The 12695-nt window shown below is 72.4% G+C and carries 8 protein-coding genes and 3 pseudogenes; 6 read left to right on the top strand and 5 right to left on the bottom strand.

The features are described 5' to 3' along the window. Positions 1-82 precede the first annotated feature (82 nt). The gene (locus ACIRPU_RS24505) at positions 83-724 is read right to left on the bottom strand and encodes a uridine kinase (protein WP_403870797.1); all 642 of its coding nucleotides are present in this window, start codon (positions 722-724) and stop codon (positions 83-85) included. 190 nt (positions 725-914) lie between these two features. Between ACIRPU_RS24505 and ACIRPU_RS24500 the strand changes: the two are divergent. The 3 genes and pseudogenes from ACIRPU_RS24500 to ACIRPU_RS24490 all read left to right on the top strand — a co-directional run. Continuing rightward, positions 915-1601 (top strand): annotated as a pseudogene (locus ACIRPU_RS24500) (DUF2293 domain-containing protein); the annotation flags it as partial. A 221-nt stretch (positions 1602-1822) separates the two neighbouring features. Next, positions 1823-2302 carry a DUF1772 domain-containing protein gene (locus tag ACIRPU_RS24495; protein WP_403870795.1) on the top strand — a complete coding sequence of 160 codons (480 nt, stop codon included), beginning with the start codon at positions 1823-1825 and terminating at the stop codon, positions 2300-2302. Between the two features lie 157 nt (positions 2303-2459). Next, positions 2460-3947: a glutamate synthase subunit beta gene (locus ACIRPU_RS24490; protein WP_403871290.1), complete on the top strand. Its 1488-nt coding sequence runs from the start codon at positions 2460-2462 to the stop codon at positions 3945-3947. A 98-nt stretch (positions 3948-4045) separates the two neighbouring features. Here ACIRPU_RS24490 and ACIRPU_RS24485 read toward each other — a convergent pair whose 3' ends face one another. Then, a complete protein-coding gene (locus tag ACIRPU_RS24485; RefSeq protein ID WP_403870792.1) occupies positions 4046-4591 on the bottom strand; it encodes a carboxymuconolactone decarboxylase family protein in 546 nt (181 codons plus the stop codon). 47 nt (positions 4592-4638) lie between these two features. Between ACIRPU_RS24485 and ACIRPU_RS24480 the strand changes: the two genes are divergently transcribed. From ACIRPU_RS24480 to ACIRPU_RS24470, 3 genes and pseudogenes are all read left to right on the top strand, one after another. Then, positions 4639-6084, top strand: a complete 1446-nt coding sequence (locus tag ACIRPU_RS24480) for a PLP-dependent aminotransferase family protein (protein ID WP_403870789.1) — start codon at positions 4639-4641, stop codon at positions 6082-6084. Positions 6085-6380: 296 nt separating this feature from the next. Then, positions 6381-9511 (top strand): annotated as a pseudogene (locus ACIRPU_RS24475) (Tn3 family transposase). Positions 9512-9596: 85 nt separating this feature from the next. Next, on the top strand, positions 9597-9749 hold the full coding sequence (locus ACIRPU_RS24470; RefSeq protein ID WP_403870786.1) for a hypothetical protein: 153 nt from the start codon (positions 9597-9599) through the stop codon (positions 9747-9749). 167 nt (positions 9750-9916) lie between these two features. Here the strand turns inward: ACIRPU_RS24470 and ACIRPU_RS24465 are convergent, their stop codons facing one another. The 3 genes and pseudogenes from ACIRPU_RS24465 to ACIRPU_RS24455 all read right to left on the bottom strand — a co-directional run bounded on the left by ACIRPU_RS24465 (position 9917) and on the right by ACIRPU_RS24455 (position 12694). Next, entirely contained in the window at positions 9917-10753 is an 837-nt protein-coding gene (locus ACIRPU_RS24465) for a hypothetical protein (RefSeq protein ID WP_403870783.1), read from the bottom strand. A gap of 81 nt (positions 10754-10834) precedes the next feature. After that, positions 10835-11943 (bottom strand): annotated as a pseudogene (locus tag ACIRPU_RS24460) (NADH:flavin oxidoreductase/NADH oxidase). Between the two features lie 82 nt (positions 11944-12025). Next, positions 12026-12694 (bottom strand): SDR family oxidoreductase, encoded by a 669-nt coding sequence (locus ACIRPU_RS24455; protein WP_403870780.1) that lies wholly within the window; start codon positions 12692-12694, stop codon positions 12026-12028. Between the last annotated feature and the right edge of the window lies 1 nt (position 12695).

Here is a 12695-nt window from a genome sequence, read left to right as displayed (position 1 = left end):
GACGGCCGGCGCGGCACGGGGGGCGCCGCTAGTCCCGGCGACCTACATTCTCGCCGCGCCGCCTGGCGCCCGCACCCGGGGCTCAGCCGCCCCAGGCCGGATGACGGGGGTCGTCCGCGCGGACGAGGACGTCGGCCGCGGCGGCCGGATCGGTCTCCTGGACGTACCGCTCGAAGGCGGGCAGCGTCCAGTGGTCGGCTTCGGGGGTGCGCCGGCGCAGGGCCGGCGGGGAGAGGAGGACGTGGACGGTCAGGTCGAAGGGGAACCAGTGCCGCAGCAGCAGTGGGCCGTGCAGCAGCAGGAAGCCGCCGGGCGGGAGCGGGACGTAGGGGCTACGGGTGGCACGGTCGGTGACGGGGTCCCGGAGATCGGGCAGGATCCGTCCGTCGCCGCCGGGTTCGAGGGGATCGAACACCTCGCGCCACAGGGCGCCGGTGTCGAACCAGCCGTCGTAATAGGCGTCCACGTCGTGATGGCCGTACTCCAGGCGGAGGGAGGCGGGGCGCAGGAAGCCGTGTGTGTCCACGACCCGGGAGGGGCGGCCGCGGCTGTGCAGGGCCTCGGCGACCCGCTCGGCGAGGTCTCCGGGACGGGCTGCCGGGGCGCCGTCGAAGGCGATGCGCGGCCAACGGATGCCGTCGGCGGGCTTCAGGTCGAGCAGCCGCTCGGCGAGGAGGTCGCCGAGCCGTTCCCAGGTGATCGGTTCGAGTCGCACCCGGCCCATGATGCGTCAGACGCCGGTCCGGCCGCCTCGCCCCGGTGCGACCTGCGTCCTTCGGCCCCTTTTCGTCCGCGACCTGGGTCCGGCGGCCACGGCCACGGTCCATCCGCCCGCGGGCCGGTGGCCAGGTGCCGCCGTGGGCGTCAGGCCTGTGCCAGGTGCCGCCGCGGGCGCCGGGGGGCATGAAGGCCGTATGGCAGCCGCAGCCCTCATCGCTCCCGCGCCCCGCACCGGGTTTCTCGTCGTCCAGCCGCTCCGGCGCAAGCACTGCGCCGGGTGCCGACGCGGGCCGCTGCCGATGCTGCTCCTGGAGGACGCCGCGCCGCGCTGCCTCGACTGCGCCGATCTGGGGCACCTGGTGTTCCTGCCGCGCGGTGACACGGCGCTGACCCGCAGGTCGCGGGAGGAGAGCGGGCTGTCGGCGGTGGTGGTCCGGTTCAACCGGCGCAAGGGGCGTTACGAGCGCCAGGGCGTCCTGGTGGAGGAGGCGGCGCTCGCGCGGGCCGAGGAGCGGTGCCTGGCGGACGCCGAGGCACGGCGGCGGCGCCGAACCCGGGACGCGCGGCGCCGGGCGGCGCAGGACGAGCGCTTCGCGGAGGCGTTCGCGGCGGAGATCCTTCGGCTGCTTCCCGGCTGCCCGGGAGGCCGGGCGCGCGGGATCGCCGCGCACGCCTCCCTGCGGGGCAGTGGCCGGGTGGGACGCAGCGCCGCCGGGCGGGCGTTGTCCGAGGGAGCCGTCGTCTCCGCGGTCGTGGCGGCCGTACGGCATCTGGACACGCCGTACGACCGGCTGCTGATGAGCGGCATGCCCCGGCACGAGGCGCGCCGGCGGATCGCGGCGGACGTGGAGGCCCGGATCCGGACGTGGCGGGAGGGCGGCGACGGGACGGATGGGACGCGCGGGACGGGCAGGATGGATGAGACGGACAGGGCGGACGGGACGGACGGCACGGTTCGGGAGCCCGAGCGGCAGCCTGGTGGACTTCCGCGCATGTCCCCGCGGGTCTCGGCCATGGTCACCGATCATGAACGGGATTTCACTTGAGGTGCGGTGAGGACCCGGGCAAGATCTCCGCTCCACGGGTGGGAGTTGACGTCGTCATGATCGATGGACCGTATGTGGTGCTCGCGGTGGTGGGCGCGCTGACCACGGGGCTGATGGCCGGGGTCTTCTGTGCCTTCTCGGTCCTGGTGATGCGGGGGCTCGCCGCGCTGCCGCCCGCGCAGGGCGTCGCGGCGATGAACGCGATCAACTCCTCGGCGATGACTCCGGCGTTCATGGTCCTGTTCCTCGGTGCGGCGGCGGTGTGCGCGGTGATCGCCGTGGTGACCTTCGTGCTGTGGCCGGACGACGGCACGGTCCACCTGCTGCTGGGCAGCGCGCTGTACCTGTGCGGCGCGTTCGGGGTGACCGTGACGGCCAACGTGCCGCGCAACGAGGCACTGGCGAAGCTGAAACCCGGCACGCCGGAGGCCGTCGCGTACTGGCCGGCCTATCTGCGTCAGTGGACGCGGTGGAACCACGTACGCGCGGTCGCGTCCGCGGCCTCGGCGGTCGTGTACGTCCTCGCCCTGGTCTGACCGGACACGGACACGAACACCCGGCGACGTACCGGGCACCCACCGCGGCAAGCGCTGTCCGCCGCTCTGCGTGGGGGGCCGACGCGACGTATCGTGGCCGAAAGAGTGCCGCCCGATGACGCTCGGCCTGTCGTACGCGTACGCGAGGAAGACGCCCATGGCCGATCCCAAGGGATTCATGACCACACCCCGCGAGGACTGGCCCCGGCGGCCGGTCGAGGAACGGGTACGGGACTGGGACGAGGTGTACGTCCCCGGGGCGCTGCTGCCCATCGTCAGCAAGCAGGCCGACCGCTGCATGGACTGCGGCGTCCCGTTCTGCCACGACGCCTGTCCGCTCGGCAACCTGATCCCCGAGTGGAACGACCTCGTGTCCCGGGAGGACTGGCGGGCGGCGAGCGACCGGCTGCACGCGACGAACAACTTCCCCGAGTTCACCGGCCGGTTGTGCCCGGCGCCCTGCGAGGCCGGGTGCGTCCTCGCCATCAACCAGCCGGCCGTCACCATCAAGAACGTCGAGGTCGCCATCGCCGACCGGGCCTGGGCGGACGGCCTCACGCCGCCCCGGCCGCCGGACCGGCTGTCCGGCAGGACGGTCGCGGTGATCGGTTCCGGGCCCACCGGGCTGGCCGCGGCACAGCAGTTGACCCGGGCCGGGCACACGGTCGCCGTCTACGAGAAGGACGACCGGATCGGCGGACTGATGCGGTACGGGATCCCCTCCTTCAAGATGGAGAAGATCCATCTGGAGCGACGGATCGAGCAGATGCGGGCCGAGGGCACGAAGTTCCGCACCTCGACCACCATCGGGCGGGATGTCATGGCCGCGGATCTGCGGGTCCGCTACGACGCCGTGGTGATCGCCACCGGGGCGACCGACTGGCGGGAACTGCATGTTCCGGGGCGGGAGTTGACCGGCATACAGCAGGCGATGGAGTATCTGCCGCTGGCCAACCGGGTGGGCGAGGGAGACCTGGAGTCGTCCCCGATGTCCGCCGCCGGGAAGCACGTCGTCATCGTCGGCGGGGGTGACACGGGCGCCGACTGTCTGGGCACGGCGGTGCGCGAGGGCGCCGCGTCCGTGACCCAGCTGGACATCTACGCGCAGCCCGGCCCCGAGCGCGACGAGGACACCGACCCCTGGCCCACGTATCCGAAGATCTACCGGCTCTCGGCGGCGCACGAGGAGGCGCGCGATCTGGAGTCGGCGCCGGCGGCGGACGCGGACGCGCGACTGTTCGCGGCGTCCACGCTCCGCTTCACCGGCGACGGGGCCGGCCACGTGCGGTCGCTGCACCTCGTCGAGGTCGACGCGCGGCGGAGGCCGGTGGAGGGCACCGCACGGGCGCTCCCCGCCGACCTCGTGCTGCTCGCCCTCGGCTTCTCCGGGCCCGACCGGGAGGACGGGCTCGTCGAGCAGCTGGGGCTGGCGCTGGAGCCGCGCGGCACGATCGCGCGGGACGGCGACTTCGCGACGAACGTCCCCGGCGTGTTCGCCGCGGGGGACGCGGCGCGCGGGCAGTCGCTGATCGTGTGGGCCATCGCGGAGGGGCGGGCGGTGGCGTCGGCCGTCGACCGCCATCTGACGGGGAGTTCCCGGCTGCCGTCGCCGATCGGCCCGTACGACCGTCCGATGAGCAGCTAGGCCCGGACAGGGCGTCCGGAACCGGGCGTCAGGACAGCACATGGCCGGAACCCGACCGGATCGCGACCGGATCGCGGTCGGATCGCGGTCGGATCGGCTCAGCGGCGCTCGTCCGTGCCGGCCACCTTCCCCGTCGCCAGGGCCACCCGGTTCCAGGTGTTGATCGTGCAGATCAGGGCCAGCACCTGTGCGAGCTCCCGCTCGTCGAAGCGGGCGGCGGCCTCGGCGTAGACATCGTCCGGGACGCCGCCGTCGGCCACCAGGGTGACGGCCTCCGTCAGGGCCAGGGCCGCCTGCTCCTTCTCGGTGAAGAAGTGGCGGGCCTCGCGCCAGACGGCGACCATGTGCAGCCGCTCCTCGCTCTCGCCGGCCTTGCGGGCGTCGCTCGTGTGCATGTGGAGGCAGTAGGCGCAGTGGTTGAGGTGCGAGGCGCGGATCTGGATCAGTTCGACGAGCGCCGGGTCGAGGCCCTCGCGGGCGGCGGCGTCGAAGCCGATGAGGGCGCGGAACGCCTTGCCGGCGGTCTTCCCGAAGTCGAGGCGGGACCGTGGGGCCACCCCCGCCGCCCCCTCGGCACCCGTCGCGCCCGTCGTCGCGTCGGTCGTGGTGTCCGTGGCCGTGTTCGCCGTCGTGTTCGTCGTCATGTCCCTCAATCTACGGGCCAGAAAGACCCCCTGTAAGGTGCATTTTCATGGTGGATTCGTGGGTCAATTCCGCGGAGCGGATCGGCGCAGACCTGCATGTGGAGCTGGCCGGTCCGGGCGGTCGGCGGGCCGCCCTGATCCGGGCGCTGCGCGAGGCCGTGCGTGGCGGACGCCTGCCTCCCGGGACCCGGCTGCCGCCGTACCGTTCGCTCGCCGCCGACCTCGGGGTCGCGCGCAACACGGTGGCCGACGCGTACGCGGAACTCGTCGCGGAGGGCTGGCTGACCGCCCGGCAGGGATCCGGTACACGGGTCGCCGACCGGACCGGAGCCCTGCGGCCCGCCGAGCGCACGCCCGTCAAGGCACCGCCACGCGCGCGTGGCCCCCGGCACGACCTGCGGCAGGGCGCACCGGACGCGTCGTCGTTCCCGCGCGCCGCCTGGCTCGCCTCCTACCGGCGGGCCCTCCAGCAGGCGCCCAACGAGGCGTTCGGTCCCGGTGACCCCGCCGGCCGCCGGGAACTGCGGGAGGCCCTCGCCGAGTACCTGGCACGCGCGCGTGGCGTGCGCACCGACCCCGAGCACATCGTGATCTGCTCGGGCTTCGCCCATGCGCTGCGCCTCCTGTTCGCCCCGGGCAGCGGGCTCCCGCGCGGTCCGCTGGCCGTGGAGGCGTACGGTCTGGACTTCCACCGGGGGCTGCTGGCGGCGGCGGGCGTGCGGACGACTCCGCTGCCCCTGGACGCGGACGGGGCGTGCGTGGAGCGGCTGGACCGCGAGCGCGCGGTGCTGCTCACCCCCGCGCACCAGTTCCCGACCGGTGGTCCCCTGCACGCGAGCCGCCGGACCGCCGTGATCGACTGGGCACGCGCGCGTGGCGGGGTCCTCCTCGAGGACGACTACGACGGGGAGTTCCGTTACGACCGCAAGCCCGTCGGCGCCGTCCAGGGGCTCGATCCCGAGCGGGTGATCTACCTCGGCTCGGTCAGCAAGAGCCTGTCGCCCGCGCTGCGCCTGGGCTGGATGGTGCTGCCCGAGCGGTATGTCGACGGCGTCCTCGCGGCCAAGGGCGAGCGGGAGGCCTGGGCGAGCGTCCTGGACCAGCTGAGCCTGGCCGACTTCATCGCGTCCGGGTCGTACGACCGTCATGTGCGGCGTATGCGGCAGCGATACCGCGGCCGCCGGGACCGGCTGGTCGAGGCGCTCACCGCGCAGGCGCCGCACGTCGAGGTCACCGGGATCGCGGCCGGCCTCCACGCCGTACTGCGGCTGCCGCCCGGCACCGAGCGGTCCGCGCTCAAGGCGGCCGCCTGGCAGGGCGTCGCCCTGGACGGCCTGGCCGCCTTCCGGCATCCGGCGACCGGCATGGCTCCGGAGGACGGGCTCGTCGTCGGCTACGCGACGCCGGCGGAGCACGCCTACGGGGCGGCGCTGGACGCCCTGTGCCGGATCCTGCCGCCGCCGGACGCGCGGCGGCGTCCCGCGCCCGGATGAGAGGTGCGCCGTGGGGCGTCCCGGGGACGTCCACGGCGCGCACGGCACGCACGGCGCGGGTCGCGCCGGCTTCAGCGCTTGCGGCCCGCCGCCCCGTGTCCCGGGATCACGCCGTCGTTCTGTCCCGGCACCGGTTCGCCGAGCTCGGGATGCCACTCGGGGACCGGCCTCGGGGAACATCGGTACAGCGGTTGGCGCTGAGAACGATCATGGTCGGCTAGCACACCGGTCGGTGGTGCCGCTGGGGTTCCCGGAAAGGCCGCCGGGCGGGTAGCGGTGCTGGCTACGGTCCGGTTGTGCCGGTGGAGTTTCTGACTGATGAGCAGGCCGAGGCGTACGAGAAGTTCGCCGAGGAGCCGACCCGCCCTGAGCTGGAGCGGTTCTTCTTCCTCGACGACGTCGACCGGGATCTGATCGCGCGGCGCCGCTCGGCGCACCATCAGCTCGGCTTCGCGCTCCAGATGTGCACGGTTCGCTACATCGGCCGGTTCCTCCCGGACGACCCGCTCGATGCGCCGTGGCCGGTGGTCGAGCATCTGGCCGTGCAGCTCGGCATCGAGGACGCGTCGGTGGTGAAGCGGTACACCGAGCGTCCCAAGACGGCGTACGAGCACGCGTGGGAGATCCGGGATGCCTACGAGTACCGCGAGTACGAGGATGCGGAGTGGTCGCGGCGGTTCCGGACGTTCCTGCACGGGCGGGCGTGGACGCACGCCGAGGGGCCGGTGGCGCTGTTCAACCATGCGGTGGGCTGGCTGCGCCGTCACCGGGTGCTGCTGCCCGGGGTGAGTGTGCTGGCGCGGCAGGTCTCGGAGGCCCGGAAGGTCGCGGAGAAGCGGCTGCACGCCACGGTCGCGGGCGCGGCCCGCCGCGCCGACCCGGCGTTGCCCGGTGAGCTGGTGGCGACGCTGAAGACGCCGGAGGGCTCGCGGTTCTCGGAGCTGGAGCGGCTGCGCCGGCCGCCGACGCGGACCACCGGGACGGCGTTCGCCCGCGCGCTGGAGCGGGTGGACGAGATCGGCGCGTACCGGCTGGGCCGGTTGAGGCTGTCGCAGATTCCGCCGAACCGGATGGCGGCGCTGGCCCGGTACGCGCTGGGGTCGAAGGCGCCGTTGCTGGAGCGGGCCTCGGAGCCGAAGCGCACGGCGATGCTGACCGCGGTGATGCGGCACCTGGAGGCGAAGGCGATCGACGAGGCCCTGGACCTGTTCCAGGTCCTGATGGCCGCCCGGCTGCTGAACACCGCGAAGCGCAAGACGGAGAAGGAGCGGTTGTCGACGCTGCCGCAGTTGGAGAGGCGTCCCGACTCGTCGCTCGCGCGTGGGCGGTGCTGGTCGAGGAGTTGGAGCTGGTCGAGGAGCACGGCGCGGACCTGGACGTGGGCGCGCTGTGGGCGGCGTTGGAGGAAGTCGGCCCGCGCGCGGCGGTGACGACTGCCGCGGCGACCGTGGTGACGCTGGTGCCCGAGGACGAGAACACGGCCGATGTTGCGATGCGGGCCGCGCTGGCGACCCGGTACGCCACCGTGCGCCCGTTCCTCGCTCTGCTGGGCGAGTCGAAGGCGCTGGACGCGGCGAGCGCGGGCAAGCGGGTCCTGGCCGGGGTGCGGGGGTTGCCGGCGCTGGCGCGGCGGAAGGTGGGGGTCAAGCCGCTGCTGCCGCGTGAGGTGGACGACAAGCTGGTGCCGCCGGTGTGGCGCAAGGCGGTGTACGCCAACCCGGATCTGCCGCAGGGGTCGGTGGACCGGGACGCGTACGTGGTGTGCGTGCTGGAGCAGCTGCACCGGGCGTTGAACAACCGCGACGTGTTCGCCTCGCCCTCGCACCGGTGGTCCAACCCCCGGGCCCGCCTGCTGGAGGGTCCGGACTGGGACGCGGTCGAGGAGGACGTCCTGGCGGCCCTGAGCCTGGACATGCCCGTCACCGAGCACCTGGAGGAGCTGGTGCGGGGCCTAGACGCCGGATGGAAGCAGCTCGCCGAACGCCTCGCGGAGGCGGGGCCGGCGGCGAAGGTGTCCATCGAGGTGCAGGACGACGGGCGGGTGAAGCTGAACGTCGACAAGCTCGGCGCGCTCGGCGAGCCGAAGTCTCTGACCTGGCTGCGCCAGCGGGTCGAGAAGATGCTCCCGAAGATCGACCTGCCGGACCTGCTGTTCGAGGTGAACGCCTGGACTGGGTTCCTCGACGCCTTCGTGCACCTCGGGGACGGCACCACGCGGATGAAGGATCTGTCCACCTCGGTGGTCGCGCTGCTGGTGTCCGAGGCGTGCAACATCGGCCTGGCCCCGGTGGTCAACCCCGGCTACGAGGCCCTGACCCGGGCCCGGCTCGTGCACGTCGACCAGTACTACCTGCGCGCCGACACCATCGCCGCGGCGAACGCTGCGCTGATCGCCGCCCAGGCCGACATCCCGATCGTGCGTTACTGGGGAGACGGGCTGCTCACCTCCGTGGACGGGCTGCGCTTCCAGGTGCCGGTGCGCACCATCAACGCCGCCCCATCGCCGAAGTACTTCGGGTTCAAGCGGGGCATCACCTGGCTCAACGCCGTCAACGACCAGGTCGCGGGCATCGGGCAGATGGTCGTCCCCGGCACCCCGCGCGACTCCCTGCACATCCTGGACGCCCTGCTGAACCTCGACGGCGGCGTGAAGCCGGAGATGGTGGCGACCGACAACGCCTCGTACTCCGACATGGTGTTCGGCCTGTTCAAGATCCTCGGCTACAACTTCAGCCCGCGGTTCCGCGACCTGGACGACCAGCGGTTCTGGCGGGCCACCCTGCCCGGCGTCGAGACCAGCCACTACGGCGTGGTGGAGGACCTGGCCCGCAACCGGGTCAACCTGAACAAGGTGATCACGCACTGGCCGGACATGCTGAAGGTCGCCGGTTCCCTGGTCACCAACCAGGTCCGCGCCTACGACCTGCTGCGCATGTTCGGACGTGACGGGCGCCCGACGCCGCTGGGGGCGGCGTTCGCGGAGTACGGGCGGATCGCCAAGACCGAGCACCTGCTGCGGGTGGTCGACCCGGTGGACGACACCTACCGCCGGCAGATGAACCGGCAGCTCACTGTGCAGGAGTCCCGCCACAAGCTCGCGAGGGACGTGTGCCACGGCAAGCGCGGCACCATCCACCAGGCGTACCGGGAGGGGATGGAGGACCAGCTCGGCGCGCTCGGCCTGGTCCTCAACGCCATCGTGCTGTGGACGACGCGCTACATCGACGCCGCGGTCGCCCAGCTCCGCGCCGAGGGCCACGAGATCCGCGACGAGGACGTCGCCCGGCTGTCCCCGCTCAAGCACAAGAACCTCAACTGCCTGGGCCGCTACAGCTTCACCGCTTCCCCGCCGGTCAAGGGGCTGCGGCCCCTGCGCGACCCGGACGCCGCCGACCTCGACGATGACGACGACGGCCAGGAGGAGTGAGCGCCGCATCCGCCGTCCGGGGCGGGTCGTTGTACGTCGGGAAGACCACTGCCGCCCGGCGGGGCCGCAGAAGAGGGGCACCGAGATGAGCGTGACCGATCCGTACGACGAGCTGAAGCAGCACCTGAGCGAGGCCGAAGAGCGGTTCGCCGCCGACCGCGAGGGCGCGACGATGACCGTCCTCAAGAACGACGGGATCTACCGGCACCTGACCTTCACCTTCCCCAAGGCGTCCTAGAGCCGGTGCGAGGTCGTCACCTGGCCGAACATGCTCGTCCAGCGGGGCGACCTGGGCTGCGGTGCTCCGAGCTGCCTGAGCACCGGCAGCCTTGCCACCTGTCGTCAACCTGTGTCGGGGCATGCCTGCCCGGGGTCGCGATCGCTGTTGAGGGCTCGTATGTCACCTCAGACGCGGCGCTGAGCGTCCAGGAACCGGTGGAGGGATGCCGTCATGCTCGCCACGAACGCGTCACGGGTCCGGTCGGATACCAGGTCCAGGGACAGGTACGGGTTGAGGTCCTCCAGCTCTACGAGGAGCAGATCACCTTCCCGGGTGCGGCAGGCGTCCACGCGCTGGATGCCGTGGTCGAGGGTGTTCCAGTTGATGAAGGGCCGAGCAAAGGCCAGGTCGGCGTCGGTGGGCTCGTAGGGCTCAAGGACCCAGCGCCGCTCGGGGTCGGGGGCGTGAAGGGCGTACTGGAAGGCGTCGTCGACGTAGTAGAAGGACACCTCGTAGCGGAAGTCGATGCGCGGCTGGACCAGGATGTCGCCGTAGACGAGGTCGCTCAGTTGCTCCGGGGCCAGGAAGGTCAGGCCGATGGAGTCCGCGCCCGCTTTCGGCTTGGCCGCGTACTGGGCGGCCTCGGGCAGCAGGTGCAGGTCCTCGGGCCGGTCGATGGTGGGGATGACCGGGTATCCGGCGGCGGTCAGGTCCAGCAGGTACTGCTTGCCGGCCATGTCGCCCCGGCCGGACAGCGGGTTGTAGACGCGGATGTCCCGGGCCAGGGCCTGCTCCCGGAAGGCGTCGTACTCCTTCTGGTAGTGCAGCACGGGCCCGCTGTTGCGGACCACCACCACGTCGAAGGCGTCCATCAGCGCGGCGGCATCCAGCGGGTGGCACAGGGCGATGTCGAAGGCGTCGCGCAGTCGGGAGGTCAGGAAGATGTCCTCGTCGCAGTAGCGCCGCCCCCGGGCTGGGTAGGCGAGGTCGGTCACGAACAGAACTCTGCGGCGCTCGGCCATCGTGCAATCTCCCAGGGAGGTGGTGCAACGCATCGTGCCTGGTGAGGCAGACGGCTGGTGGTCAGGAGGGTGGCTTGAGGGTCAGCGCTTGCGGCGCTGGACGACGTAGGCGTACTGGTCCGGCCAGGTCGGCTCGGCATCGAGTGCGAGGGCGGCGTGCTGTGCCCAGTATGGGTTGCGGAGCAGTTCGCGGCCGAGGAAGACGGCGTCGGCCTGGCCGGAGGCGATGACGTCCTCGGCCTGCTGAGGCTCGGTGATGATGCCGACGGCGGCGGTGGGGATACCGGCCTGGTTGCGGGCCTGGCCAGCGAAGGGGACCTGGTAGTTCGGCCCGGCGACGATCTTCGCGTCGCGGACCATGCCGCCGGTCGAGACGTCGAGCAGGTCGACGCCGTGAGCGGTCAGTTCCTTGGCGAGGCGGACGGTGTCCTCACCGGTCCAGCCCTCGCGGGTGTCCTCGGGGTTCTCGGTCAGCCAGTCGGTCGCCGAGGTGCGGAAGAAGACCGGAAGCTCGGCGGGCCACACGGCGCGCACCGCGTCGACGACCTCCAGAGCGAAGCGGATCCGGTTCTCGAAGCTGCCGCCGTAGGCGTCGGTGCGGTGGTTGATGACCGGGGAGAGGAAGGAGTTGATCAAGTAGCCGTGGGCGCCGTGCACCTCCGCGACCTGGAAGCCGGCGGCCAGGGCGCGCTTGGCGGAGGCGGCGAAGTCGGCTACAAGCTGCTGGATCTCGGCCACGGTCAGCTCGTGCGGGACGGGCAGGCCGTCGTACGCGACCGCGCTGGGCGCCACCGTCTGCCAGCCGCTCTCGCTCTGGGGCACGTACCGGTCGGACAGCCAGGGCTTGTCCACCGACGCCTTGCGGCCAGCGTGGGCGAGCTGGATGGCCGGGACGGCGCCGTACGCCTTGATGCCCTGGGTGATCCTGGCGAACGCCTCCTGCTGACGGTCGTTCCACAGGCCCAAGTCCCAGGGGCTGATCCGTCCGTCGGGACGGACCCCGGTGGCCTCGGCCATGACCAGGCCCGCGCCACCGGCGGCGCGCGAGGCCAGGTGGGCGAGGTGGAAGTCGGTCGGCGCGCCGGTCTCCAGGCCAGTGGGGGCGGCGGAGTACATGCACATCGGCGACATCCACACCCGGTGGGTATCTGGAGGGAGCGCAGCTTGAGGGGGGTGAACAGAGTACTCACGGTGTTTCTCTTTCAGGTGGGGCATCGCCGGCCGGGACAACGCCGTCGAGAGGGAGATGAGGGGAGAGGCGGAACGGGCAGTTCAGTGGGGGGCGTGGGCCGCCACGGCATCCGCGATAGGGGTGGCGCCGCCGATGACCTCGACGGTCCGGCCGGTCAGCCGCGATTCGTCGAGCAGCGCCAGCAGGACGGCGGCGACATCGGCCCGGGAGATGGGGCCCGGACCGGTCCGCTCGGCGAGCGTGACCCGGCCGGTGCCGGGGTTGTCGTCGAGCAGACCGGGGCGGACGATCGTCGCCCGGAGCGCGGACCGGGACCGGACGGCGCTCTCGGCCGCGATCTTGGCCCGGAGATAGGTACGGAAGACCGGGTCGAGGCTCTCGTTGTCGAGGGCCCGCAGATCGGCGCCCATGGCGGAGAGCAGCAGATAGCGTCCGACACTGGCGCTCTCGGCGGCGTCCGCCAACAGGATCGCCGCGCCGCGGTCCACGCTGTCCTTACGGCCCGCCGAACTCCCGGGACCCGCCCCGGCGGCGAACACCACCGCGTCGGCACCCGTCAGATGCCGGGCGACCTCGTCACCGGTGGCCTTCTCCAGATCCACGAGCCGGGCCTGGGCCCCGGCCTTCTCCAGCGCCTCGGCCTGGGCCGGGTTGCGGATGAGGCCGGTGACCACATCGCCGCGCCGGGACAGCAGCTGCTCCAGGAGAAGGGCGATCTTGCCGTGCCCTCCGGCGATCACGACCTTCATG

This window comes from Streptomyces sp. NPDC102259, assembly GCF_044766465.1.
In the GTDB taxonomy this organism is placed as follows: Bacteria; Actinomycetota; Actinomycetes; order Streptomycetales; family Streptomycetaceae; genus Streptomyces.
This window is presented reverse-complemented; position numbering and strand designations above follow the sequence as displayed.